General features: G+C 65.2%; 29 protein-coding genes. 20 read left to right on the forward strand and 9 right to left on the reverse strand.

Translation table 11 applies throughout. The features are described 5' to 3' along the window. Positions 1–77: 77 nt before the first annotated feature. The 3 genes from ACXJJ9_RS06380 to ACXJJ9_RS06390 form a co-directional block, all read right to left on the reverse strand. Positions 78–440 carry a hypothetical protein gene (locus tag ACXJJ9_RS06380; RefSeq protein WP_457096373.1) on the reverse strand — a complete coding sequence of 121 codons (363 nt, stop codon included), beginning with the start codon at positions 438–440 and terminating at the stop codon, positions 78–80. A gap of 39 nt (positions 441–479) precedes the next feature. Next, complete coding sequence (locus ACXJJ9_RS06385) at positions 480–1,916, reverse strand: Do family serine endopeptidase (protein WP_457096374.1); 1,437 nt, start codon at positions 1,914–1,916, stop codon at positions 480–482. A 181-nt stretch (positions 1,917–2,097) separates the two neighbouring features. Next, a complete protein-coding gene (locus ACXJJ9_RS06390; RefSeq protein WP_457096375.1) occupies positions 2,098–3,855 on the reverse strand; it encodes an autotransporter outer membrane beta-barrel domain-containing protein in 1,758 nt (585 codons plus the stop codon). Between the two features lie 763 nt (positions 3,856–4,618). On the opposite strand from ACXJJ9_RS06390, the gene ACXJJ9_RS06395 reads away from it, so the two are divergent. From ACXJJ9_RS06395 to ACXJJ9_RS06440, 10 genes are all read left to right on the forward strand, one after another. Then, on the forward strand, positions 4,619–6,772 hold the full coding sequence (locus tag ACXJJ9_RS06395) for an adenosylcobalamin-dependent ribonucleoside-diphosphate reductase (protein ID WP_457096376.1): 2,154 nt from the start codon (positions 4,619–4,621) through the stop codon (positions 6,770–6,772). Positions 6,773–6,989: 217 nt separating this feature from the next. Next, positions 6,990–7,523 (forward strand): hypothetical protein, encoded by a 534-nt coding sequence (locus ACXJJ9_RS06400; protein ID WP_457096377.1) that lies wholly within the window; start codon positions 6,990–6,992, stop codon positions 7,521–7,523. Positions 7,524–7,706: 183 nt separating this feature from the next. Continuing rightward, entirely contained in the window at positions 7,707–8,510 is an 804-nt protein-coding gene (locus ACXJJ9_RS06405) for a TSCPD domain-containing protein (protein WP_457096378.1), read from the forward strand. 84 nt (positions 8,511–8,594) lie between these two features. Continuing rightward, positions 8,595–9,449 (forward strand): hypothetical protein, encoded by an 855-nt coding sequence (locus ACXJJ9_RS06410; RefSeq protein WP_457096379.1) that lies wholly within the window; start codon positions 8,595–8,597, stop codon positions 9,447–9,449. A 98-nt stretch (positions 9,450–9,547) separates the two neighbouring features. Further along, positions 9,548–10,204: a CPBP family intramembrane glutamic endopeptidase gene (locus tag ACXJJ9_RS06415; RefSeq protein WP_457096380.1), complete on the forward strand. Its 657-nt coding sequence runs from the start codon at positions 9,548–9,550 to the stop codon at positions 10,202–10,204. A gap of 143 nt (positions 10,205–10,347) precedes the next feature. Continuing rightward, positions 10,348–10,755, forward strand: a complete 408-nt coding sequence (locus ACXJJ9_RS06420; protein ID WP_457096381.1) for a hypothetical protein — start codon at positions 10,348–10,350, stop codon at positions 10,753–10,755. A gap of 199 nt (positions 10,756–10,954) precedes the next feature. Then, positions 10,955–11,185: an XAC0095 family protein gene (locus ACXJJ9_RS06425; RefSeq protein ID WP_457096382.1), complete on the forward strand. Its 231-nt coding sequence runs from the start codon at positions 10,955–10,957 to the stop codon at positions 11,183–11,185. Between the two features lie 137 nt (positions 11,186–11,322). Further along, on the forward strand, positions 11,323–12,147 hold the full coding sequence (locus ACXJJ9_RS06430) for a tetratricopeptide repeat protein (RefSeq protein WP_457096383.1): 825 nt from the start codon (positions 11,323–11,325) through the stop codon (positions 12,145–12,147). A 44-nt stretch (positions 12,148–12,191) separates the two neighbouring features. Next, complete coding sequence (locus ACXJJ9_RS06435; RefSeq protein ID WP_457096384.1) at positions 12,192–12,878, forward strand: TonB family protein; 687 nt, start codon at positions 12,192–12,194, stop codon at positions 12,876–12,878. A 100-nt stretch (positions 12,879–12,978) separates the two neighbouring features. Continuing rightward, entirely contained in the window at positions 12,979–13,737 is a 759-nt protein-coding gene (locus ACXJJ9_RS06440) for a ubiquinone/menaquinone biosynthesis methyltransferase (RefSeq protein ID WP_457096385.1), read from the forward strand. 207 nt (positions 13,738–13,944) lie between these two features. Here the strand turns inward: ACXJJ9_RS06440 and ACXJJ9_RS06445 are convergent, their stop codons facing one another. Further along, entirely contained in the window at positions 13,945–14,253 is a 309-nt protein-coding gene (locus ACXJJ9_RS06445; RefSeq protein WP_310054255.1) for a type II toxin-antitoxin system HicA family toxin, read from the reverse strand. Between the two features lie 185 nt (positions 14,254–14,438). Between ACXJJ9_RS06445 and ACXJJ9_RS06450 the strand changes: the two genes are divergently transcribed. The 6 genes from ACXJJ9_RS06450 (at position 14,439) to ACXJJ9_RS06475 (ending at position 18,442) form a co-directional block, all read left to right on the forward strand. After that, complete coding sequence (locus ACXJJ9_RS06450) at positions 14,439–15,452, forward strand: cupin-like domain-containing protein (RefSeq protein WP_457096386.1); 1,014 nt, start codon at positions 14,439–14,441, stop codon at positions 15,450–15,452. A gap of 159 nt (positions 15,453–15,611) precedes the next feature. Further along, a complete protein-coding gene (locus ACXJJ9_RS06455) occupies positions 15,612–16,100 on the forward strand; it encodes a YbjN domain-containing protein (protein WP_457096387.1) in 489 nt (162 codons plus the stop codon). Positions 16,101–16,268: 168 nt separating this feature from the next. Then, the gene (locus ACXJJ9_RS06460) at positions 16,269–16,745 is read left to right on the forward strand and encodes a hypothetical protein (RefSeq protein ID WP_457096388.1); all 477 of its coding nucleotides are present in this window, start codon (positions 16,269–16,271) and stop codon (positions 16,743–16,745) included. An 89-nt stretch (positions 16,746–16,834) separates the two neighbouring features. Beyond that, the gene (locus tag ACXJJ9_RS06465) at positions 16,835–17,176 is read left to right on the forward strand and encodes a hypothetical protein (protein WP_457096389.1); all 342 of its coding nucleotides are present in this window, start codon (positions 16,835–16,837) and stop codon (positions 17,174–17,176) included. 63 nt (positions 17,177–17,239) lie between these two features. Then, entirely contained in the window at positions 17,240–17,794 is a 555-nt protein-coding gene (locus ACXJJ9_RS06470; protein ID WP_457096390.1) for a hypothetical protein, read from the forward strand. Between the two features lie 123 nt (positions 17,795–17,917). Beyond that, positions 17,918–18,442, forward strand: coding sequence for a flagellar basal body-associated protein FliL (locus ACXJJ9_RS06475; protein WP_457096391.1), 525 nt, complete (start codon positions 17,918–17,920; stop codon positions 18,440–18,442). 115 nt (positions 18,443–18,557) lie between these two features. On the opposite strand, the gene ACXJJ9_RS06480 is transcribed toward ACXJJ9_RS06475, so the two are convergent. Together ACXJJ9_RS06480 and ACXJJ9_RS06485 are read right to left on the reverse strand one after the other, a co-directional pair. Then, the gene (locus ACXJJ9_RS06480; protein ID WP_457096392.1) at positions 18,558–18,932 is read right to left on the reverse strand and encodes a cupin domain-containing protein; all 375 of its coding nucleotides are present in this window, start codon (positions 18,930–18,932) and stop codon (positions 18,558–18,560) included. Positions 18,933–19,022: 90 nt separating this feature from the next. Beyond that, positions 19,023–19,760: an MgtC/SapB family protein gene (locus ACXJJ9_RS06485; RefSeq protein WP_457096393.1), complete on the reverse strand. Its 738-nt coding sequence runs from the start codon at positions 19,758–19,760 to the stop codon at positions 19,023–19,025. Positions 19,761–20,012: 252 nt separating this feature from the next. On the opposite strand from ACXJJ9_RS06485, the gene ACXJJ9_RS06490 reads away from it, so the two are divergent. Beyond that, a complete protein-coding gene (locus ACXJJ9_RS06490; protein WP_457096394.1) occupies positions 20,013–20,435 on the forward strand; it encodes a PaaI family thioesterase in 423 nt (140 codons plus the stop codon). A 76-nt stretch (positions 20,436–20,511) separates the two neighbouring features. On the opposite strand, the gene ACXJJ9_RS06495 is transcribed toward ACXJJ9_RS06490, so the two are convergent. Next, a complete protein-coding gene (locus ACXJJ9_RS06495) occupies positions 20,512–21,039 on the reverse strand; it encodes a hypothetical protein (protein WP_457096395.1) in 528 nt (175 codons plus the stop codon). A 290-nt stretch (positions 21,040–21,329) separates the two neighbouring features. On the opposite strand from ACXJJ9_RS06495, the gene ACXJJ9_RS06500 reads away from it, so the two are divergent. Together ACXJJ9_RS06500 and ACXJJ9_RS06505 are read left to right on the forward strand one after the other, a co-directional pair. Further along, positions 21,330–22,340: a diguanylate cyclase domain-containing protein gene (locus ACXJJ9_RS06500; protein WP_457096396.1), complete on the forward strand. Its 1,011-nt coding sequence runs from the start codon at positions 21,330–21,332 to the stop codon at positions 22,338–22,340. Positions 22,341–22,365: 25 nt separating this feature from the next. Beyond that, positions 22,366–23,133, forward strand: coding sequence for an alpha/beta fold hydrolase (locus ACXJJ9_RS06505; protein WP_457096596.1), 768 nt, complete (start codon positions 22,366–22,368; stop codon positions 23,131–23,133). 27 nt (positions 23,134–23,160) lie between these two features. Here ACXJJ9_RS06505 and ACXJJ9_RS06510 read toward each other — a convergent pair whose 3' ends face one another. Continuing rightward, positions 23,161–23,739, reverse strand: a complete 579-nt coding sequence (locus tag ACXJJ9_RS06510; RefSeq protein ID WP_457096397.1) for a TetR/AcrR family transcriptional regulator — start codon at positions 23,737–23,739, stop codon at positions 23,161–23,163. Between the two features lie 135 nt (positions 23,740–23,874). Between ACXJJ9_RS06510 and ACXJJ9_RS06515 the strand changes: the two genes are divergently transcribed. Next, a complete protein-coding gene (locus ACXJJ9_RS06515; RefSeq protein ID WP_457096398.1) occupies positions 23,875–24,618 on the forward strand; it encodes an oxygen-binding di-iron domain-containing protein in 744 nt (247 codons plus the stop codon). 94 nt (positions 24,619–24,712) lie between these two features. Here ACXJJ9_RS06515 and ACXJJ9_RS06520 read toward each other — a convergent pair whose 3' ends face one another. Further along, on the reverse strand, positions 24,713–24,874 hold the full coding sequence (locus tag ACXJJ9_RS06520) for a hypothetical protein (RefSeq protein ID WP_457096399.1): 162 nt from the start codon (positions 24,872–24,874) through the stop codon (positions 24,713–24,715). Positions 24,875–24,972 lie beyond the last annotated feature (98 nt).

Raw genomic sequence — 24,972 nt, forward strand, 5'->3', positions numbered from 1 at the left:
AGCGACGCCTGCGCAGGGATGTTCCCGACAACGTCCATGCGGATGGCGCCCGGACCCGCCCGGGCTACATTCGAGGCTTACTTGTCGCCGCTGCGGGCGAGCTTAGCGATGATCCAGCCCGCGGCGAATGCGACGCCGAACGAGGCCAGCGGCCGCTCGCGGATCAGGTCCGCTGCGCTGTCGATCAGGTCGCGGCCCTTGTCCATCAGCGCGTCCACCTGCTCGCGCGCCACGCCGCCGGCGTGTTCGGCGGCGGTGAGCCCGGCCAGCGCGCCGTCGGCCAGGTCGGCCTTGACGTTGGCCTTGCCCAGCCGCAACTCGTCGGCCGCCGCGCTCGCGGCGCTGCGCAGCGCATCACCCGTGTCCGCCGCGGCCTGCTTGAGGTGGCCGCCGGCTTCGCCGAGATGGGACTTCATGCCATCGGTATTCGTGGGGGACATGCTCTTTCTCCTGGGGATGGCGAAGCGGAAAGCGCGGCGTTACAGCATCTCGATATCGCCGCGCCCGCCGCCACGGATGATACGGAACACCAACCTTGCGGGTGACCGTGTGAAGCTGGCGCGGAAGCCGGGCAGGTCGTCGAAGTCGCCGCTGGTCGCGGCCACCACCATGTCGCCCCTCTGCAGGCCGCTACGGGCGGCGCGGCTGCCGCCGGCCACCGTCTCGACCAGCACGCCACTGGCGCCGGACTGGCGCAGCGAGGCCGGCAGCTCGGCGAAGGTCGCGCCGTCCAGGCGCGGATCGAGTTCGGCCCCGGCCAGTGCACGCGGCTGCTCGCGCAGGCTGGCGCTGAGCTGCAGCGGCTTGCCGTCGCGCACCACGTCCAGGGTCGCGCGGCTGCCGACCGACTGCAGGCCTTCGAAGTTGCGCAACGCATTGCGGTCGTCGATGCGCTCGCCGTTGGCGCCGACGATCACGTCGCCCGGCTTCAGGCCCGCGGCCGCCGCGGCCGAACCCGAGAACACGCGCGTTACCGCGGCGCCGCGCGCTTCGCCCAGACCCAGGCCCTGCGCGAGGCGCGGATCGACGTCCTGCGCTTCCAGGCCCAGCGTGCCGCGGCGCACCTCGCCGGTGGCGACCAGCTGGTTCATCACCCCGCGCGCGATGCTGGTGGGGATGGCGAAGCCCAGGCCGATGTTGCCGGCCATCGAACCGCGCGGATTGAAACTGGCGGTGTTGATGCCGACCAGCTCGCCGTTCAGGTTGACCAGCGCGCCGCCGGAATTGCCCGGATTGATCGAGGCGTCGGTCTGGATGAAGTTCTGGTAGCCCAGCCCGCGCAGGCCGCTACGGCCCACCGCGGACACGATTCCCGAGGTGACGGTCTGGCCGATGCCGAACGGATTGCCGACCGCGACCACGAAGTCGCCGACCTTGAGCTGGCTGGAATCGGCCAGCGGCAAGGCACTGAGGTTGCTGGCCTTGATCTTCATCACCGCGACGTCGGTGTCGGGATCGGAACCGACGAATTCAGCCTTGAAGGTGCGCTCGTCGGACAGCGTCACCGAGACCTCGTCCGCGCCTTCGATGACGTGGTGGTTGGTGAGGATCAGCCCGCGCGCCGCATCGACGATCACGCCCGAACCCAGCGACTCGTTGATCCGCTCCTGGGTGAGCTGCGGAAACATGCGGCGGAACACCGGATCGTTGGCGAACGGCCCCACGCCCACCTGTACGCGCTGCTTGGTGTGCACGCTGACGACCGCGGGCGTGACCCGGGCCAGCATCGGCGCCAGCGAGGGCACCGGCGTGGTGCCGACCGCAGCCGGCAACGCGGCAACGGTGGGCACGGCGGCCGCGGCGAGCGGAGCGGCCTCGGCCGGCACCTCGAACGCGTCGCGCAGCGCCGTTGCAGCGAAGCCGCCGAACGCGGCAGCGGCAGTGAGGGCGAGCAGGGTCTTGGTAGAGGTCTTCATTGCAAGCATGGCGCCGTGAACCGAAGGGGTTCAGTTTCGGCGGAAATCGTGCAATCGATCCTGAAGACGAGCAATGCCCCGCACGATCGGGCCTGCCGGTCGCGCCCCGCCGGGCGCGCCGGACCGCATTCGCGGGCTCCCGGCGCGGCCGATGGCCGGCGTTGGCGCGCGGCCCAGCCGCTCAGAATTCGCGGCGTACGCCGAGGAGCCAGCCGGAGTCGTCGATGTTCGTGCCGAACTGGCGTTCGTAGTCCAGCGACCACTGCCAGTACCGGTCCAATCCGCCGGTGAAGCCCAGGGTCATGGCACTGCTGCCAAGGGGCTGCCAGGCGGCGAGTTCGAAGGCGACGTCCGGGGTGCCGACGAACGCGGCCTGCGGGTCGTCACCGTAATCGGCGACGCGTCGCTGGTAGCGCGCGTCCAGGTCCAGGCGCAGCCATCGATTGCCTTCGAAACGCCAGTCCTGGGCGAAGCGCAGCCCGAGCGAGCCTGACAGCAGGCCAGTGGACGCCGGGGCCGCGGCCAATTCGAAGCCGGTGTCGCCCTGTTCGGTGAAGCCGTCGTCGCGACGGTATGCGTAGTCGAGCCCCACGAACGGCGACAGCCGACCGCGCCCGACGTTCACCCTGCCACCGACTTCGCCGTGGATCTGCAGTTCCCCGACCCGGCGCCGCGATTGCGCGTCGTGCAGGCCTGCAATGCCCAGGTCGATCGGGCGCCGCGTCTGCAACGACGTGCTGGCCACTCCTGCCACGCCCGTCGCGTACCAGTGCGTGTCGCGGTAGTACGCATAGGCATTGGCCATTGGCGTCTGCCCGGCCACTTCTCCGCCGTAGCGGTCGAAATGCATCGAGGACTCGCTGCTCGCGACGCTCCCGCCCACCAGCCAGTTCGACGACAACCACGCCTCGTATCCGCTCGCGACGCCGTCAGTGGCATGCGCACCGCTGAGTCGTCCCGAATCCGCGAAGGTTTCGGACCATATGCGTGGAGTGGCGGCTCCCGGAGCCAGTGCATCCAGGCGCGTGCGCAGGCGCGCCGTGCTGGAAGCGAACTGATCGTCCAATGCTGCCGCCGCGAGTGCATGCGCACGACCGCTCAGGCTGTCCAGGCTGCGGCGGGCCTGTTCGACATCGCCGATGTGCTGGATAGACGCGGCAGACGCCACGAACTGGCGCTGCGTCTCGCTCAGCGCACTGGCCGGACCCGCGGCAAAGCCATCGGCGCGGCCGAAAGAGCGGTCCAGGCGCGAGGCCACGGCCAGGGTCTCGCGATCCTGGCCGGCGCTGGCCATGGCGGCCTGCACGGAGATGCGCGTCGCATCGAAGAACACGTCGTTGGATGCGTAGCGGACGGTGCCCTCGACAAACAGGCCGTCGCTGCCCCAGCTGGCGAACTGCCCGGCAATGCCGCCGTTCGCGTGCAGGATCAGCACGCTGGCCGGTGCGGTCGGCATCACGTAGGACTGCGAGGTGCCGCGCACCAGCGTCAACTTGCCATCCAGCGCCGCGCTGCCGGTGATCTGCAGGTCCCAGCCGAGCACGGCTTCGAGTTCGGCGGTTGCGCCCTGCGTGTAATTGCCTTCGATGCGGCTGTGGCGGTCCTCGATGCATGCGTTGAGGCCCGTGCCGCACTTGTGCCGCAGGCTCAGCAAGTCGTCGTTGGTCACGTTGCCGCGCACCGTGCCCGTCAGCCAGAGCGAGGTCTTGCCCTGGTACGAGGCGTCGTGCAGCACGAACACATCGGAGATCAGCGTGTCCCAGACCACGAGACTTGCGCCGCTGATGCTGGTGCGGCCGAAGCGGTATTCACCGCCTCGCAGGTTCAGCCAACCGCCTCCGGTGACGTTCAACTCGAAGTCGCTCTGGCGACCGCCCGTCATCCCGAATTCGTTCCATGCCAGCACGCCGGGCGTGGTGACATTGCAGGGACCGGTCACGGGAGCCTGGCACGGTCCGGTCTGGGCCGCTGCAGGAGGGGGCGGAGGTGGAGGCGGAGGCGGCTGCGCCGCGGGCGCGGGCTCGGACCGGGTCATCCCACCCCCGCCGCAGGCCGACAACAGCAGCGACGGCGCGATGCACAGCGAAAGCAGTGCGTGCCGTGAACGGATGTCCATGGTGGTCTCCTCGAGGCGACCCCGCGCGGTCGCCACTGGTGGGGGAGTCATGCCGCACTACAGGCGGAGTTGAAGCGCCGGCCCGCAGGCTTCGCCGACCCTTACGGACCGTGCGCTTCAGCCGAGCGTTGACGCAGTCAGAAAGAAAAAACGGGCTCGGACAGGTGCATCGGCCGAAAAAACGGCCCCCCCGCGTGGGTAGCCGCACCCACCCGCAACGATGCAAAAAAACGGTTGACTTGGTTTGGGGGCGGGTTTAGGTTTGATTCCTGTCCGGCCACTACATCTTGTGGTCTGGTCGGCGGAAGTAGCCCAAGCTTAGGGGTAAGCTGGGAGGTAGAGGCAACGGTCGGAAGGCGCGGGGGAGCGGCTTGCGGCGGGAGCGGAACGGGTCGGCAAGGGCCCGGACGACCAACAAAACCAACGGCTACGCGACGCAATCGGCATCTCCAACGGAGTGGTCAGAAAGCGACGCGGGCCACGCTGTCGGTGGCGTCGGTGAATGTGACACGCAACACACAATCATAAGAACAGCATGGGCGGCCGGCCTCGACCTGCCACCCGATTCACAGGAGACAGGACAGGCATGAGCACCGTACGCCTCGAAGCGGTCAAGACGAAGATGGCCGAACAGGAAATCCCGATGCAGCCCGCGTCCCAGGACATCTGGGACAAGAAGTACCGGCTGAAGACCAAGTCGGGCGAGGCGGTGGATGCGGACATCGACGCGACCTACCAGCGCGTCGCCAAGGCCCTGGCCGAAGCCGAGCCGAACTCCGAGAAGCAGGCCTACTGGTACGACCGCTTCGTCTGGGCGCTGCGCCGCGGGGCGATCCCGGCCGGCCGCATCACGTCCAACGCCGGCGCGCTCGAGCACAAGCCGGCGACCTCGACGATCAACTGCACCGTGTCCGGCACCATCGAGGACTCGATGGACGGCATCCTCGACAAGGTCCACGAAGCGGGCCTGACGCTGAAGGCCGGCTGCGGCATCGGCTACGAATTCTCGACCCTGCGTCCGCGCGGTGCCTTCGTCGCCGGTGCCGGCGCGTACACCTCGGGTCCGATGTCCTTCATGGATATCTACGACAAGATGTGTTTCACCGTGTCCTCGGCCGGTGGCCGCCGCGGCGCGCAGATGGGCACCTTCGACGTGTCGCATCCGGACGTGAAGGACTTCATTCGCGCCAAGCGCGAAGACGGCCGCCTGCGCCAGTTCAACCTGTCGCTGCTGATCACCGACGGCTTCATGGACGCGGTCAAGAACGACGCCGACTGGCCGCTGGTGTTCCCGGTCAACGAAAAGGAACGCGGCGACATCGACCTCAAGAACGCCGAACAGGTCGTGTGGCGCGAGTGGCCGACCCACCGCAACTACATCACCCGCGACGACGGCCTGGTCGCCTGCAAGATCTACGGCCACATCCGCGCGCGGCACCTGTGGGACATGATCATGGTCTCGACGTACGACTACGCCGAGCCGGGCTTCATCCTGATCGACCGCGTCAACGAGATGAACAACAACTGGTGGTGCGAGTCGATCCGCGCGACCAATCCCTGCGGCGAGCAGCCGCTGCCGCCGTACGGCGCCTGCCTGCTGGGCTCGGTCAACCTGACCAAGTTCGTGCGCCAGCCGTTCACCGCGGAAGCGTCGTTCGACTGGGAGGAATACAAGGAAGTCGTGCGCGTGTTCACCCGCATGCTCGACAACGTGGTCGAAGTGAACGGCCTGCCGCTGGAACAGCAGCGCGCCGAGATCATGCGCAAGCGCCGCCACGGCATGGGCTTCCTCGGCCTGGGTTCGACCGTGACCATGCTGCAGATGAAGTAYGGCTCGAAGGAGTCGTGCGAATTCACCGAGCGCATCGCCCGCGAGATGGCCGTGGCCGGCTGGGAAATGGGCCTGGCCCTCGCCAAGGAGAAGGGCGCCGCCCCGATCATGGAAGAGCGCTTCGACGTCACCGCCGAGATGCTGCGCAAGCGCCCGGAAATGGTGAAGGACGGCTGGAAGATCGGCCAGGAAATCGAAGGCAAGACCCTGCACGCGCGCTACAGCCGCTACATGCAGCGCGTCGCCTCGGTCGCACCGGAACTGGTGGACGAGCTCGCCGAAGTCGGCGCGCGCTTCACCCACCACAGCTCGATCGCCCCGACCGGCACGATCTCGCTGTCGCTGGCCAACAACGCCTCCAACGGCATCGAGCCCAGCTTCGCGCACCACTACAGCCGCAACGTGATCCGCGAAGGTAAGAAGTCCAAGGAAAAGGTCGACGTCTATTCGTTCGAACTGCTCGCCTACCGCGAGCTGGTCAACGCCAAGGCGATGCCGTTCAGCGAGGAAGCCGAGGCCAGGCTGCCCGACTACTTCATCTCCGCCGACGACATCACCCCGAAGGAGCACGTCGACGTCCAGGCCGCCGCGCAGAAGTGGGTCGACTCCTCGATCTCCAAGACCGCGAACGTCCCCACGGACTACCCGTACGAAGACTTCAAGGACATCTACCGCTACGCCCACGAGCAGGGCCTGAAGGGTTGCACCACCTTCCGCTTCAACCCCGCCGCGTTCCAGGGCGTGCTGGTGAAGGAAGCCGACCTCGAGAACACCACCTACCGCTTCGAGCTGGAAGACGGCAGCGTGGTCGAGGTCAAGGGCAACGAGCAGATCGAATACGACGGCGAGATGCACACCGCCGCCAACCTGTTCGACGCGCTCAAGGAAGGCTATTACGGCAAGTTCTGATCGCTCTTCTCCCGCTCCCGCAAAGCGGGAGAGGGCCGGGGTGAGGGCGCGCCGCAGGCGCGAGGAGCACCAACCTGAAAATCGATTCAGTCTCCACCGCTTGGCTTCACCATGCTTTCGATTCCACGCAGGTATAGGATCTCGCTGCAACACCGCAATTCCGATTGATTTGTCCCGATTAGAACCAACCAGGCACACACGCCCGCGAGGAGGGCACATGAGCAACGGGAATGGAGTGACCGCGACCTTGTCGCAGGCCGCTGAAACTGTGAAGGAAACCGCATCCAACGTCGGCACCGCGATCGCCAGCACCGCCGAAGGCGCCGTGAAGGCCGTGAAGAAGCGCGCGAGCTCGGCGACGAAGGCCGTGAAGAAGAGCGCAGGCAAGGCCAGCAAGGCGGCGAGCAAGGCCGTCACCAAGGCCAAGAAGAAGCTCGCCTCCGCATCGGCCGCGGCGAAGAAGGAAGCCACCGCACTGAAGGCGAAGGTCGCAGGCAAGAAGGCGGCGAAGAAGGCCACCAAGAAGGCGACCAAGAAGGCCGCGAAGAAGGCGACCCGGAAGACCGCCGTGAAGAAGGCCGCCAAGAAGGTCGCCGCGAAGCGCGCGGTGAAGAAGGCCGTTCGCAAGACCGCAGTGAAAAAGGCCGCCGCGAAGAGGGCCGTGAAGAAGGCAGTCCGCAAGGCTGCGGTAAAGAAGGCAGTCCGCAAGGCTGCCGTAAAGAAGGCCGTGAAGAAGGCCGCACGCAAGTAGCAACACTTGAAAGGCTGAAGGGCCAATCGTCCCCGGGCACTTGCCTGGGGCGATGCAACAAACCAGCACCACCCAAAACAGCAAGCCCCGATTGGTCACCGCGCCCCGCGCGGGCGCGGTGACCGCACTGAACCCGGCTGCAAATCAAACAACACGCTCCACGCACCACCAGGAACCCAGGCGATGACCGTCAAGATCTCGAAGAAAATCAAGGGCTACAGCGTCGTCAGCGCCGACGACAAGGCGAAGGAAGCGATCCGCGCCGAGTCCGTCTCGCGCGCCGTCGCCGAGATCGAAGCCAAGCCGATGGCCGACGTCATCCAGATGCACGAGCGCGTCGAGCGCCCGGAAGTGCTGATCGGTTCCACCTACAAGATCAAGACGCCGCTGGTCGAGCACGCCATGTACGTGACGATCAACGACATCGTGCTGAACCCCGGCACGGAGCACGAGCTGCGCCGCCCGTTCGAGGTGTTCATCAACTCCAAGAACATGGACCACTTCCAGTGGATCGTGGCCCTGACCCGCATCATGTCCGCCGTGTTCCGCAAGGGCGGCGACGTCACCTTCCTGGTCGACGAGATGAAGGCCGTGTTCGACCCCAAGGGCGGCTACTTCAAGGCCGGCGGCGTGTACATGCCCTCCCTGGTCGCCGAGATCGGCGCCGTGGTCGAGGAGCACCTCAAGTCGATCGGCCTGATGCACGACCCCGAGATGAGCGACGCCACCCGCGCCCTCATCGCCGAGAAGCGCAAGGCGTTCGAAGAGCGCTCAAAAAAAAACTCTGACGTAGTCGCTCCTTCCCCCGTCACCGCGGGGGAAGGCTGGGATGGGGGCGAGCGCCCCGAAGAAGTCATCGAAGTCACCGGCGAAGGCGCCTCCTTCCCGCCGTCCGCGACCATGTGCCACAAGTGCAGCACCAAGGCCGTGGTGATCATGGACGGGTGCGCGACTTGCTTGAATTGTGGGTATAGCAAGTGCGGGTGAGTTCCTGCGCGAGCAGGTCCATGAACCAATCGACGAAGGGTCAGGTCACGAACCTGGCCCTTTTCAATGGTGGGTGATTTTCGAATGTCGCAGCCGTTCTCTCGTGTCTATTGCACGCCTAATGCAACACAGCGAGATAGTGAGCGACTAAGGCGTCGCATTGGCCGGTACGCCTCTGAACTAGACAACTCGCATTTGATTGTTGAGCGAATTGAGATGGAAACGGGGGTTCGAGTGCCATGGCACGCGGGGCGTCAAAGTCTTGATGTGTTCTTTCAAAAGGCTGATGTTCGTGACGTACTAGACGGGATTACTCACGTATTTCGAGCGCTAACGGACAAGGCTAACGAAGGCTCAGGGTACGTAAGTGGGTCCCATGCTTTGCGTCTTGCGGCGAATGAGTGGAAGCGATTTGTTGCTCGTGTGCTCGCAGAGGAACATACGACTTACGAGATTGATGCCGATTGCAATGTCCGTTACGCAGTTGACGAGGCTTATGCGCTCAATAGAAAGGCGACGTTGAATGGGCTTCAGGATGCCAAGTGGGACGCATCTAGATCAGAGTTCGAGCGCGCCTTCAGTGCGATGGATGGCGATCGGCCAGATACAAATGGTGCTGTGAGGGCGATAGCTGCCTCTGCCGAGGCCTGTGTAAAAGTAATGATAGGAAACGGTGTTGCTCGAATTGGTCCGCCTGAACTAGAGAAGTACGTGTGGCCACTAATCCAGAATGCTTATACGGGCGATGGGGTCGCAGCAGATGCCAGCCATCAAATCCTCAAGTCTCTAGCTGATTGGATAAACGCCACTCATCAGTATCGTCATGGCCAAGGGGCGGAGACCGAAGTAAGTGTCCCCATCGAGCTGGCAGTTCAGTTCCTGACTTCTGGTTCGGCCTTTATTCGCTGGTTGATTGAAGTGGATGGTCGAAGGGCTTAGCGAGCGTAGCCCGCGCATGGCCTGCCCGCCTGCACTCATCGAATAGTCCGCCTGCCGCATCTGGCGGCGTACTCAGCAATGCCGGCGGGGAGGCCGACATGCAATTGCTTTCTGCACGTAGCGAATTCCTACTCGTCGTGACCGTCGCATTCGGTTACTCCTTGTATGCGAGCGTGACTCAGTTGCTCGTCCCGAGTGCGCTGCCGCCTATCACGGATGCAGGACTTCGCTGGCTCATCGTCGAGGAACTAATGCTGCTGGCCCTACTTGGGGCGCTGCTGAAGGCTCGAGGCTGGCGGCGTGCTGAGCTTGGGCTGGGATTCACCGCGCGTGACCTTCCCGCTGCCGTTGGACTTGTCGCAGCCTTCCACATCACGTTATTCGCAATGATGTACGTCTGCGATGTCGTGTTGCCCGGTTTCAGTCGTTCATTGGACGGGCTTGTCGCCGGCGGCATCACGCTCTCGGCCGCGGTCGCAGTGTCGATCGTCAATCCAATCTTCGAGGAAGTGTTCGTCTGCGCGTACATCATCCGCGCTCTGGAACGGACACACAGCACCGCGTTCGCGGTAAACGTCAGCGTCGCCATCCGTGTCGCCTATCACCTCTACCAGGGGCCGGCCGGGGCGATGACGATCATTCCTTTTGGGCTGATGCTTGGTTGGTGGTTTGCGCGTACCGGCCGGCTCTGGCCCGCCGTGATCGCACACGGGATACTCGACCTGTGGGCGCTGGCTATCCCTGAAGGGGGCTAGCCAGCGTAGCCCGGGTAAGCGCAGCGCACCCGGGTGCTCTTCGTGGCAGGGGGGCTTCTTCAACCACCGTGCCCGCCTAGAAGCTTCCGTAACGCAGCAATGAGGCATGTGTTTTGGAACTGTTACCAATCCTTCTGCTGCCGGTGTTTCTGGCCCTCTCCATCTACCAGACGCTCGAGGGGCGCAAGCGCGTCAAGCGTGCATTGCGCAGCACCTTCCTGGCGCTGCGCTTCACTACGCCCAGCGGCGTGGTTGGCGGCGAAGCGATGCACGTGGTCAAGGTCTACAAGCAGGGCGTTCCCTTCGTCTACGACGATGTCTTCAACATCCAGGTCGGGGCGCGACACATTTCCGATTCGTTCTGGTACTGCGTTGGGCCCGGTCCCTCGTACTACCTCGCCATTCCGCTTGTCGAAGCGGGGCTCGGTCGGGTGAAGGTGAGCTGGGTGGTGCGTCCGCTGTCCGCGGAGCGCATGCGCGCGGCGCTCGTCGATGACGAGAAGGCGTTGCACGAGGTCTTCGGGACAAAGCCCGATGAACTTCTGGCCTAAGTCAGCGAGCCAGCGTAGCCCGGGTAAGCGCTGGCGCACCCGGGTGCCTTTCGTCACCCGTGAGATTCCAACCGGGTGCTTGCGGCCTTACGCGGGCTACCCAGCTACGTGCCTATAGGCCGTGCACTCCCGTGGCGAACGTCCACACTCTCGGCGGTGTCCTCTGCGGCGCGATCCTGCCCGCTTGAAAGGAGTCGTGATGCGCCGAAAGCCGCCCGCCGCAATGGCGTATCAATTACCCGAAGAGGAATACCACGCCTTGCAGCGAGCCCGCGACCACCTGCGTCTGCTCGCCGGCCTGACCGAACCGCGCAACTTCGCCGACGACCAGGACCTGCGGCTGTCGCCACTGGCGCTGACCGATTGCTTCCAGCGGCTGGCCGATGACCTGGACGATATCGTCCGGGTCGCCTGGTGGCCGGGAGGTTGAACGCGCGGCTCATCGCGCTCGCTATCATCCAACGTAGCCTGGGTAAGCGAAGGCGCACCCGGGGCTGGTCGTGGCGCCGTTGCGCGCTCCCGCGCACCAGGGAGTCAATTTCCATCGATCTTTTTTGGAGCTGCTGCATGCCCCGTCGTAAAACCCTTGCCTTGATCGTTCTGTCACTCGCCGCTTGCGCCCGACCCAGTGGCGCGACCACCGCGAAAGTCGAAGCCTGCGGCGACGCGAGCGCGCCGCAGAAGGCGATTGCCGCCTGCTCCGAGCTGATCCGGTCGGGCGAGGTCACGGGCCGGGAGCTGGGGGTCGCACGCTTCAATCGCGCCGTCGCCTATTCGCAGACTGGCGTCCAGGACAAGGCGCTGGTCGATCTCGATGAGGCCCTGCGATTGCTGCCCGGCGATGCGCGGGCCTACGGAATGCGCGGCGTCGTGCATGCCCGGAAAGGCGACCTGGACGCGGCCATCGCCGATTTCTCGGTTTCCATCGAGGGCGAACCGACCCTCGTCGACTCCATCACCAATCGCGGCAAGGCCTTTCAGGACAAGGGCGAGTTCGCGCGTGCGATCCCCGACTTCGACCGCGCGTTGGCGCTGCAGCCGAACAATGCGTTTGCCCTCAATGGCCGCTGCTGGTCCCGGTCCGTGCTCAATATCGACCTGGACGCCGCGCTGGCCGACTGCAATGCCGGTGTCGAGGCGGGCGGCGACGAGGTCGCCAATACCTTGAACTCCCGAGGCTTCGTGCACTACCGACGCGGCGAATATCGCGAGGCCATCGCCAGTTACGACGCCTCCCTGCGGCTAAATCCGGCGGGGGCATCGTCCTACTACGTCCGTGGGCTGTCCAAGCGCGCGCTGGGCGAGTCGGACGTAGATGCGGACATCGGCAAGGCCTTGTCGCTGGAGCCAGGCGTGCGCGAGCGTTATGCCGGTTACGGGGTCGCGCCGTAAGGTCGCTCGGGCTCGCAACAGGCGTGATCGAAGGAGAGGCAGGCATGTGGAAGGCGTTTGGTGTGGTGGCGGCACTGCTTGCATCGGCCACGGTCGCTGCGGGTGACGAGCAAGAACGGTACGTGGCCTTTTCCGCGCACATATCGGTGGCCGCCGATGGTCGCGCGACTATCGGCGAATTGACGGGGCCGACGGGCGCGCTCGCGCAGGCGATCGAAGCAAGGCTCGCCGAAACCAGGTTCGCGCCGGCCAAGCAGGACGGCGCCCCCGTGGTGGCTGATGCCCTGGTCCACGGACGCGCAGTGCTGGTGCCTGTCAACGCGGACGAGTACGAGATTTCACTGCGAGGCCTTACGACCAGACCTGCTTTTCGTAGCGCGTCGGTACCGATCTATGCGCCCGATCGGGTGCGGGCCGGTGCATCGGGAACGGTCGAGCTCCTGGTGCACATCGATGCACGGGGTCACGTGCGCGATACCACAGTCGTGTCGAGCAGCCATCCGTCCTTCACGCAGTCGGTCCTCAGCGCGAGCAAGCCTTGGCATTTCGGGCCGCAGGTCGGCGATATCTCGGTCGTTGTTCCCATCATCTTCCGGAACGCGTCATTCCCGCGTGGGAACAGCGCCAAACCTAAGTTCGAATGCGCTCTGGATGAGTCGCGCCCGAACGTAGTGGGCGACACCGGCTGCACTGATTTCATTGAAGTCGTAGGGACGCAGATAAGGCGTTAAGGACCGTAGGCTGGGTAGGCTCCATCAACCCGACGTTTGCCTCAGAGCCAACGTAGCCCGGTAAGCGCAGCGCACCCATGCAAAAGAGGGCTCAGGGTCGATGACGATGAACGTGGAGCCTCGGTCAAATCCGAACGCGGCGGAGTTCGCTTGGAAAAGCGACGATATCTTCGGCCGCATCGCATCGCGGTACGACCTGCTGTGCGATGTGTTCAGCTTCGGCATTCATCGGCTGTGGAAGCGTCGGGTGGCCAGGCGCATGGCTGGCGAGTCCTGGTCGGTGCTATTGGACGGCGCAACCGGAACCGGCGACATCATCCTGCGGATGCTCGGGGACGGGCGCGCCAGCGGAAGGACAATCATTGCCGCCGACATCAGTGAAAAGATGTTGGCCATTGCGCAACGCCGCCTCGCTCCCTGGGCGGGAAAGGTGCAGCTGCGGCAGCTGGATGCCGAGGCGATGCCGGCAGTGCCCGATTCCAGTGTCGATGCCTACTCCATGTCGCTCGTCATGAAGATCTGCGACAGGCACCGCGCACTCAAGGAAGCGTTCCGCGTGTTGAGTCCCGGCGGACGGCTCGTGATCCTGGAGGCATCGAATATCCCGTGGCGACCGCTGCATCGCGCCTATCTCGCCTATATGCATGCCTGCATGCCCGTGCTCGGATGGTTGGCGACCGCTGGTGACGGGTCAGCCTACAAGTACCTACTGCATGGGATACGCGATTTCCCCTCGGCCGAGGCGTTTGCCGGAGAGATCGAAGCCCATGGCTTCGAGGGCGTGACGTTCGAACGGCTTTCGCTTGGGATCGTCGCGATCCATACCGCACGGAAGCCCGTCGCGCCCTGCAGCCTGTAGGAACCAGCAAAAACAGGGGTCAGAGTCGACTTTAGGAAGTGCACTCTGACCGCTTTGCCATTCGTAGGCGTTGCCGTGCCTACCGTCTCGCCAGATGGAAAGTCTGACCACCGACGAGGGTGCGAACAGAAAATGGCAGGCGTCCTCGCGGGTCCTGGTGTTCGATCGGCAGCGACGGATTAAGGGGCCGGAGGTAATTAAGAGAGGCTAATTGCCCCCATCCCTTTTCTGGTCGGACTCTTCGCCGCGCTGCTCGTACAGAGACGGTGTCACGCCGGCACTGGCCAGGTAGCCGCGTAGGCTGCGTACGGCATTGCGGTCGAGGACGTTGCCTCGATGCGGGCGATGCAGGACCGCCTCGACCTGCTTGATGCGGAAGCGGATGCGATTGCCACTCAAGGTTTCGACTTCCGCACCCAGGTGGTGCAGCAACGATTCCACTTCACGCCAATGGATATTGCCGCTGACCGGGTCGTGGAAGATGGTGCGAATCAATGCGCCGTGATGATGGCTCATGGTCAGCCCCTCCAATCGCGTTCGCGGTGTGCCGGGAACCGACGCAATCCGCCGGCTCCTTTTTCTTACTCCATCCCGGGTGAAAACAGGGGGCAGAGTCGACTTAGGAAAGTGCACTCTGACTCCTTTGCCAGCCGCACGCGCATTCGCGATATCGTTCGCGCATCTCCGTTGCTCCGCTGCCCATGCCCACTGCGATCGACGAACTGGACTTCACCCGGCAACCCATCAGCCTCGATGCGCTGACCGCAGGCGGGCGCCCCAAGGTCCTGCGCGGCGTGTGCCGGTACTGGCCCATCGTGCAGAAGGCACGGGAATCCGAAACCGCCTTCGCCCAGGCGCTGGTCGCCTACGACAACGGCAGCCCGGTCGATGTGCTGCACATGCCGCCCGAGGTGCGCGGCGTGGTGGGCTACAACGCCACGATGGACGCATTCAACTACCGGCACTTCAAGGTGTCGGTGACCGACGTGCTGCAGCGCCTGGCGGCCTACAGCCGCCACGACAGCGTGCCCGGCCTGGCGATGCAGAGCGCATTGATCCAGGGCTGCCTCCCCGGCTTCGCCGAAGCCCATCCGATGCCGCTGCTCGACCCGTCCGTGCAGCCGCGCCTGTGGATCGGCAACACCGTCACCACGCCCGCGCATTTCGACAGTTCGCACAACATCGCCGTCGTCGCCTGCGGCCGCCGCCGCTTCACGCTGTTTCCGCCGGAGCAGGTGGCCAATCTGTATGTCGGTCCCATCGACTTCGCACCCACCGTTGCCGCGATGAGCCTGCCCCGCCTCGACGAGGCAGGCGATCCGCGTTATCCGCGACTGGAGGAAGCGCTGCGCCACGCGCTGGTCGCGGAGCTGGAACCCGGCGACGCGATCTACATGCCACCGGTGTGGTGGCACCACGTCCAGTCCCTGGAACGGCTCAACGCGCTGGTCAACTACTGGTGGCGGCCAGGCGCCTACGCGGGCCACGTGCCCGAACCCGGACTGGAAGCGCTGATGCACGCGATCCTGGCCTACAAGGCATTGCCGAAGTCCGAACGCGATGCCTGGAAAGCGATGCTGGAGCACTATGTGTTCAACGACGCCGATCCCGCCGAACACATACCCAGGGAACGGCGCGGCGTGCTCGGCCCGTTGGATGCCAACCGCGCGGCAAAGCTGCGGCAGCTGGCGGGCAAGGACAAGAAAGGACCGTAGGCTGGGTTGGCTCCATCAACCTGTCGGAGGATTCGCTGCCTGTTACTGCCATGGCGTGAAGCACTGTGTGCTCGAAGGCGACTCCGCTGCTCACGCGACCTTTACGACATAACTCCCATAAGGGCGCAGGCAATCAGCCCGCTGCCGCGCAGGCCCGCCATGAAGGCGCAGATCCGAACCGCCGTCCTCGCAGCCCTTGTCGCGACAACCTGGGCGGCGCCGGCCGCGCAACCGGCCCGCGGCGTCACCCCGGCGGAAGTGGCCAGGATCCTCCAGGACGCCGGCTACAGCGCGAAGGTCGGCAAGGCCGGCGACGGCGGCCCTCGCATCGACTCGAGCATGGCCGGCGTGGACGTCGTCATCGACTTCTACGATTGCGAGGCTGATCGCTGCGGCTCGCTCCGGTTCACCACGGCCCTCGACCTGGAACACGGCTCGACCTACCAGGCCATCAACGAGTTCAACTCGGAGTACCGCTACGCCAGCGCCTATCTCGACGATGCGATGGACCCGTTCATCGAATACGACTTCGAGGTCGTGAACACCGACCAGAAGGCGTACATCCGCAGCCAGATCGAACTGTGGGTGGAAGTGCTGGGCGATTTCGTCGAAGCCGTCGACCGCGACAGCGCCAAGGCGACGAGGTAGGCGCGCACCAACCCGGCAACCGGCGCTTGAGCCCGCCCCCGATGCCCGCATAAGCGAGCCCGGGAGGGAGCCGGCCCCCCCGCCGAGGGCGTTGACAGCCCCTGTGCCATGCCGCAATTTCGGCGCGCGGGCCGTTGCGCGCCCGTATCAATCGTTACAGGGGAAATCATGAAGCGTTTTTCGTTGGCCGCGCTGGCAGCGGTGCTGGTCGCTGCGTGCCCGCAGGGTGCTGTTGCCGCCTCGTATTACCAGATCGCCTCCAGGGGCGACCACGACCGCGACGGCTACTACGTCGACGTCGATTCGGAAAGCCGGCCCAAGGGCTACGTGCGGATCAACGTGTTCGAACGCAAGCACTTCATGGATATGGAGATGTCCATCCTGCACACGATGGAGTTCGACTGCAGCGGGCGGCGCAGCCGCGAGATCAAGTCGGTCCAGTTCGGCGAGGATGGAGACAAGATCGGGGAGAGCATCGACTTCCACGGTTTCAGCGACGACGTTCCGGACGACGAGAAGCTCGTGATGGAGCGCGTGCTGGGCGACCATGCGCTGCAAGGGGCGATCGAGGGGATGGTGCTGGACTTCGTGTGCGGCTCGAGCGAATACCGCGAGCGTCATCCGTTCGTGGGCAGGAAGCCCTGATCGAAGCGGCGCCGGCGCTGGGCATTCCGTTTCCGGGCAGAAGACCTGCCCGGGCTACCACTCCAACAAAGGTTTTCTGGGGAGGAACCATGCAGGAAGTGATGATCCGACGCATCTCCGTCGGCACGGTGTTCAAGCTCGTAGGCGTGGGCCTGCTGTTCTCGCTGATGCCTTTTGCGATCCTGATGGGGTGCACGGCCGCCCTTGGGTTGAATACGCTGTCCTGGAACAACGAGCCACTGCACGGGTGGGTGGCGCTGGTGGCCTCGCCCTTCATCGGCGTGTTCCTCGTGGCCGTGTTCACGATGTTCCTCGGCACCACCACGGCGTTCGGGCTGTGGGTCTATTCGTGGCTCGGTCCGTTCGGGATTTCGTTCAAGCCGGCGGAGCAGGGCATCGGTCCAGCCGCACAACCGGCCGACGCTGCTTAGAGCTGCGTATGCGAAGCCCACCCTGGTGCTACGGATTCAGCACGATGGACTACACCCGGTCCCATGCAGGACGGTGACATCGACTATTCCAGGTACTCCCTGCTTGAGCTTGAAGAAGCGCTCGCGGGGATCAACCGGAACCGGTACCCCGGCAACTATGCGAACTTGCGTAGCGCCTACGAGCGGCTGACCTCCCGGCCTTCACCGATCCCGGAACCAGAGCCGCCTGCCGAGGTGCTCGAAGAAGCACTTGAGCCGCAACCGAAGTTCGACGCGAACGGTCGCTACATGCCCAATCAGATCCCCTCTGACGAGCGCGCCAGCCATGTGCTGTTGTCGCTGGCGTTGTTCGCCTACGGCAGCTACGGCGTACGGGTCAACGATCTCTATGTTCCGGGCAAGCATGGCCGCGGCGTGCATCTGCACGACACGCCGGCCTGGGTCATGTATGGGGCGATGATCTGCGCTTGCCTGGTCATGCTTTCCGTCGTGCTCGACCACTACGACCGCCGCAATAACGAAAGGCACTACCGCGCGTTTGCCGCGGCCGGAGAGTTCGTGGGCTGGACGCTGTTCGGCCTGTCGTTGCTGTGGTCTGTGTTCAGCCAGCCAGCGTAGCCCGGAAAGCGCAGCGCACCGGGGCGACGCCCGCGACGCCGCGGCGTTCTCCCCGCGCATTCGCCATGACGCCATCCGCACGCGCCCGCGGCAAGAATGAGTCGTCCACACGGATCGATCCCGATGCCGAAATCCGCCACGCTGCTGGTCATCCGCCACGCCGAGAAGCCAGGCGATCCCAATGACACTGGCCTGACGCCCGCGGGGCAGGCGCGGGCGCATGCCTACGTCGCCTACTTCCAGACGCTCACCCTCGACAAGGAGCGGATCGCGGCGCCGTCGTGGTTGATCGCCAAGGCCGATGAGGCGGAGAGCCGGCGCGCGGTACTTACGTTGGAGCCGCTGGCGGCCGCGCTGGGCTTGCCGATCGACAGCGAGCTGCGCGAAGAGCAGACCAGGGAGCTCGCCCAACGCCTGCGCGAGGAGGCGCGCTACGACGGCGCCACCACGCTGGTGTGCTGGTCCCACAAGCACCTGCCCAAGCTGGCCAAGGCGCTGGGCGCACCGAAGTCATTGCTGCCCGACGACTGGCCGGAGGACGTGTTCGACTGGCTGCTGCGCCTGGACTACGACGCCGCCGGTGAGCTCGCCTCCGCGACGCGGCACGCACAGCGGTTGATGTTCGGCGACTGCGCCTCTTTGCCGTGAGGCGCGAGGGACAGCCATCCCAGTGACTGAGGGTTGGCTGGCCCCATCGCGTGGGCGCGATGGGTGTCGATTTCCCCATTCGTCAGTTGACCGCGCCCGGCCCGCTCCACAGCACTCACTTGGCCAGGACTACCAGTGGTTTCCCTTTTTCGACGATATACGTCGCGAGTTCTGAGCCTTTGCCACTGCCGACGTTCTTCGCCCCGTGTTTCACTCCAGCCGGGATGAACAAGACCTCGCCGGCCTTGAGCCTCATGGCTCCCTTGCCCTCGACCTGATACTCCCATTCGCCTTCGAGCACATAGATGATCTCCTCGCCGGGATGCGAGTGCAGTGGGAACGTCACTCCCGGGTCAAGATCGACGCGCACCTGGATCATCTCGCGCCCGGGGGCGCTCAGGTCGTGCCTTTGCAGCTCGGTACGTTTGACTCCCTGCTGCTGGGCTGACGCCGTGTTCACCGTCAAACCGCTCGCGACGACCAGCGTCATTGCCGCAATGATTCGAGCCGCTTTCATATGAGTCTCCTTGACAGGGTTGAAGCACCAAGGCCAGCAGGGCCCCCAGCGATCTTGCATTCGCTAATGGCGAACAGGAGTGATGCTGAAGCTCACGATGTTCTCGTCTTTCGATAGTTCTTCTGCCATATGGGCCGGAGACAAAGCGCGGGACCGCTCAAGCGCTACGACTCCAAATCTCCATACCGATTGCTTGTCGCTGACACTAATGGTCAGGCTCTCCTTGATCACGCGGTAGCCCCGGACTTTGCCTCTTTGGACGACCTCTTCCAGGTCGGGTGGATGCCCCTCGCGGAACTTGACCGTGATGTCCAGTGACGCTCGACCTGGAAGCCGGGCTTCTATCCGTTGGAGGAACGACATGGACGCGGCGCATAGCAGGGCCAGCAACAGGGCCGCAGGGTAAAAACCCGTGCCGAGAAGGATGCCAACAGCAGAAACCGCCCAGATGGATGCCGCGGTCGTAAGGCCCCTGATGCTCAGGCCATCCTTCACGATGACGCCGGCGCACAGAAAACCGATGCCGGTGACGATACCTTGGACGATGCGAGTCGGGTCGGCCGTGACACGCACCTCCATGCCGCCGTACCACAGCGGCGCGAAGCCAACAAAGATGGTCAACGCCGTCGAAGCCATGCACACCAATCCGTAGGTGCGCATCCCAGCCGCCCTGCCTTGATAGGAACGCTCATACCCGACCAGCATCCCAAGCAGCAGGGCGCCAACCATGTTCAATCCAATGAAGGCATTGGCGGCGAGGATGTCGCCTCCCCAATACTGGTACAGAGATTGGGAAAACATCGGAAGTCTCCCGATCGCAGAGCGCTCGCTCATTATCAGCAGCAATGCGTGGAACCCGCGTGTTCGGTGAAACATGGGAGTCCGCGTAAGCCCGGGTAAGCGCAGCGCACCCAGGTGCTTTTCGTCATGCTGCAGGCAGAGCGAACCGCCCAAGGTTCATATGTCCCGCGCGCGGCGGCGCGGCTCGGAATTTCGGTGCCTTGTTCTTGTCGCAGCGCGCTACGATGCCGGATATCGCCGTGGAGAATCGCTGTGACCGATCTGCACGAACGCGTCTCCACCAGCTTCTCCGCCCAGGGGCTGATGACGACCTTGGGCGCGCAACTGGTTCACGTCGCCCCGGGCGAGGTGCGGATCGCGCTGCTGCCCCGCCCGGAGCTGTCGCAGCAACACGGCTACATCCATGCCGGCGCCATCACCAGCGTGCTGGACAGTGCCTGCGGCTACGCCGCTTTGACCGTTGCGCCGGCAGGCTGTGATGTCCTCACCGTCGAGTTCAAGATCAACTTCGTCCGGCCCGCCGTGGCCGACCGGTTCGTGGCCGTCGGCAAGGTCACGAAGGCCGGCAAGACCCTGACGGTCTGCCAGGGCGAGGTGATCGGCGAACAGGGTTCGCGCCAGGAAATCATTGCGGTGATGCAGGCTACGATCATCAATTTGCCGGCCACTAACTGAGCCCGCCATGGGGCGCAACGCGACATTGCGCGAAAAGGCACCCGGGCTCCGGTCGAGTTCAACAGGTCGCTCCAGATCAGGACTTCTTTTTCTTACTGGCGTGCTTCGTTTTTTTTGCTGCGGCCTTTTTCGCTGCGGCCCTTTTCTCCGCGGCCTGCCGCGCACGCACGCTCTCGATCTCTGTCGGCAGCTCCCGTTGCAACAGGACGAGGAACTCCGCCACCGCGTCGCTGTCGATCGGCGCGCCGCGCGATGAGGTGGCGGTGACCTTCGTCGTCAAGCGCGTGATCGTCGAGGACGCCGGCAATGCTTTTGTGAGGATCAGGAACTCCTCTCCGCGGTAGCGCAGGGCATAGAGGTCGAGCATCTGCGCGCGGCCCTGGTACTCCACGCCCGGCGTGCGCACCGCGATCTGGCCGACCGCGTTCCAGGTGTCGAGCTTGTCCGCCTCGATGGTGAATTCGCCGCGCGTGGTGGTCGGCGGCGGCAGGACGATCTCGACCGGCGGCGCCACGGCCTCCGGTGCACGCGCGTGCTTGCCGACCGTGTCGCAGCCGGCGGCCACGCTGGCGAACAGGAGCAGCAAGGCAAGGCGTACTGGCATCGGGTGGGTTCGTCCGGGCCACGTGAGGATGGAACGCATAAGGATCTCTCTGCGATGCGCGGGCGTTGCGAGGGGAGGGAGTGAGGGCTCAGGCGAAGAATGAGCGGGCTCGGGCGAAGGCGCCGTTGACGCGCGCGCCGGGATGATTCCGGCCATCCACCTGGCATTGCCGGTCGCCGGCGTTCCCCCTGACTGGCGCCGGGTGTATTTTCCGATTGGCCGAGGTGGTGATCCCGCTTGTTGGGTCCCCGGAAAGGATTCAGCCGGCACAGGACCCGAACAGAACACACATGCCGCCCGTAGACGCGAATCCACGCTTGCTCGAAGTGATCCGGACCCAGACCGAGATCGCCAGGCTCGGCCACGACCTGGGCAGCGTGATGGATCTGGTGGCAGAACGGACCCAGCACCTGACCGGCGCGGACGGCGCGGTGGTGGAGCTCGCCGAGGAGGCCGACATGGACTATCGCGCGGCGACCGGCTCGGCGACTGCGCACCTCGGGATGCGCCTTGCGCGGGACAACAGCCTGTCCGGCTTGTGCATCGCCGCCGGCGCGCCGCTGAACTGCGTGGATTCCGAAACCGATCCCCGGGTGAATGTCGAAGCGTGCCGCAAGATCGGCCTGCGCTCGATGATCGTGGTGCCGCTGCACCACCACAACACCGTGGTCGGCGTGCTCAAGGTGCTCTCCTCCCGGCCCAACAAGTTCGATGACGACGACCTGAATCTGCTTGGGCCGATGTCCGGACTGATCGCCGCCGCGATGTTCCATGCCACCCGGCTGGGCGCGAGCGAGTTGTTCATCCAGGCCACCCACGATGCGCTCACGGGCCTGCCCAATCGCGCGCTGTTCTTCGAGCGGTTGCAGCTGTGTCTCGCACAGGCCCGGCGCGAGAATCGTCGTTTCGGCGTGCTCAACCTCGACATGGACGGCCTCAAGCAGATCAACGACAACCTCGGCCACCGCGCGGGCGATGCGGCGTTGCAGGCATTTGCCACACGCCTGCGCCAATGCGCACGTGCCGTCGACACCGTGGCACGGGTGGGCGGCGACGAGTTCGCCGTCATCCTGTCGCAGGTGGACAGCCGCGACGTCGCGGCCACCTGCGTCCAGCGCTACGCCGATGCCATCAGGCGCGAGGGTTTCGCGTTCGAGAACACGCCGTTGCCGCTCGACGCCAGCATCGGCCAGGCGCTCTATCCAGACGATGCAGAAGACCTGGCGGGCCTGCTCGACCGGGCGGACCAGGCCATGTACGCAACCAAGCGGGCGAAGAAGGCTGCCCTGGCGGGCGCGTAGTCCGAGCGAAGCCAACGTGGAAGATATGTTCGTCGAAGTCCCGGGTGGGCAGGTGTTCGTGCGCCGATGGGGACGCGAGCACGCATCGTCGCTCCCGGTCGTTCTGCTGCACGACTCGCTCGGCAGCGTGGAGCAATGGCGTGACTTTCCGGCCCTGCTGGCGCATCGCCTGGACCGGTCGGTGATCGCGTACGACAGGCTCGGTTTCGGCCGATCCTCCGCGCGCGGCGAACGGCCATCGATCCATTTCATCGCGGAAGAGGCCGAGGTCCACTTTCCCGCGCTGTGCCGTGCGCTCGGCCTGGAGGCCTATGGGCTGTTCGGCCATAGCGTGGGCGGTGCGATTGCGCTGGCGATCGCGGCGGCGCAGGGCGGCCGCTGCCGGTTCGTGGTGACGGAATCGGCGCAGGCATTCGTCGAACAGCGCACGCTGGACGGCATCGTCGCTGCCCAGGCGCAGTTCGAGCACGACGAACAGTTCGCGCGGCTCGCCCGATGGCACGGCGACAAGGCGGCGTGGGTTCTGGATGCGTGGACGCAGGTGTGGCTCGATCCGGCATTCGCCGTGTGGAGTCTGGACCGTTGCTTGCCGCAGGTGCGCTGCCCGGTGCTGGCGATCCATGGCGATCGCGACGAATTCGGTTCGGTGGCGTTTCCCGAGCGCATCGCGCGCGGCGTGCAGGGCCCGGCGCAGCGGGTGGTGCTCGAGGCTTGCGGCCATGTTCCCCACCGCGAACAGCCCGAGCAGATGCTTCAGCTGGTCTCGCACTTCATCGCGGCGATGGACGAATAGGCGATCGACGAATAAGAGCCGGACCGATCACCCGTGGGGCGCGGCCGTGATCGTCGCGACCATCGTCCGGACTGCCTCGCCGGGCGCGAGGGCGCTGTCGTGCACGAGGCTGCGCCAACCGAAGAAGCTGAGGGCGAGCCGCAACAGCGCACGCGGCGCGGGAGCCAGGCCGCCGCCGAGCACCTCGTCGTACGCCGCCAGGAACGGTCCCCACCTCAGTTCGACGATCTCGCGCACCAGCGGATGCGATTCGGCATCGCGCAGCACGCAGCCGGCCAGGTCGGCGTTGCGGCCATACCAGGCGTACAGCGCGGAGAGGCCGGCCGTGAGACGCTCGGCGCGATCGCCGATGTCGCGCCATGTGGCGGCGTCGGGCAGCGGGTCGCGCTCCAGGGAACGCGCGGAGCATGCCAGCAGCAGGCTGCGCTCATCCGGAAAATGCGAATAGAAGGTGTTGCGCTGCACGCCGGCGCGCTCGGCGATCAGGCTGAACGTGGTGAACGCGGGGCCGATCTCGCCATGCAGGGCCACGGCCGCCTCGACGATCCGTTGCCGGGTTTCCGCCTGCTGCTCCGCGCGCCGTTTGAGGGTGTAGGTACGGGCCATGTATTCACTATACATGCATGCGCACCTATATTGACAGGCCGTAATATTGGGAGCACAGTTCTGTTCGCCCAATATTCGGGCGCGTCCGGGCGAGTCCGGCCGGGCGCCCTCCCTTCCCCCCAAGGCAGGTCTCCCATGAATACCCGTGTCGATGAAATCGCTGATGGCATCTTCCGGCTGTCGACCTTCGTGCCCGAAGTGGCGGCGCCCGCCGGCTTCCCCTTCAACCAGTTCCTGATCCTCGGCGACGAGCCGCTGCTGTTCCACACCGGGCCGCGCCGGATGTTTCCCCTGGTGCGCGAAGCCGTGGGCCGGCTCATGCCGCCGGAGCAACTGCGCTGGCTCTCGTTCGGGCATGTGGAGGCCGACGAGTGCGGAGCCATGAACGAGTGGCTCGCGATCGCGCCGCACGCGCTGGTGGCGCACGGCGAAACCGCCGTCTCGGTGTCGTTGAACGATCTGGCGGACCGCACGCCGCGCATGCTTCGGGACGGCGAAGTCATCGATCTGGGCGGCGGCAGGCGGGTGCGCTACCTCGACACGCCCCATACGCCCCACGCGTGGGAGGCGGCCGTGGTGTACGAGGAGTCCACCGGCACCCTGCTGTGCGGCGACCTGTTCACGCAGGTGGGCGACGGCCCAGCGCTGGTATCCGGCGATATCGTCGGCCCAGCCGTCGCCGCGGAAGACCTGTTCCGCTATTCCTCGCTCAATCCGAACATGGGCACGACGATCCGGTCGCTCGCAGGACTGTCCCCGCGCACGCTGGGGCTGATGCACGGCCCCGCGTTTTCAGGCGACGGCAGCACGGCGTTGCGCGCGTTGGCGGATGACTACGATCGTCGGGCGCAACTGCGGGAAGTTGCGGCGGCGGCGTAGGCGTTACGGCGCGCCGTTGATGCCCCGGATATCGCCGGGCCGCGAAGTGGCCTCGGCTTGAATACTTGTCAGTCCGTCCACGATGGCCGGGAGCTCAAGGCTTCGAGCGGTTGCGGGTGGCAGCGAACAACCACGACACCACAGCGAGGGACGGAAGCACCAGGAAGGTCAAGGCGTGCGGAGCCTCAAGCGCGGCGGAGGCAATGATCGCGGAGGCCCACAGCAGCGAGTTCGTGATTTGCAGCTCTTTGCTCACGACGATCTCCAATGGATGAGGTGGCGGAAGCCCGCGTGTTGAGTAGGCGGGTTGTGTAGCGCGGTTATACAGGCGCGCTTGTAGAGGTGCCTTACGGG

It is taken from the genome of Lysobacter sp. P5_B9 (assembly GCF_054049835.1).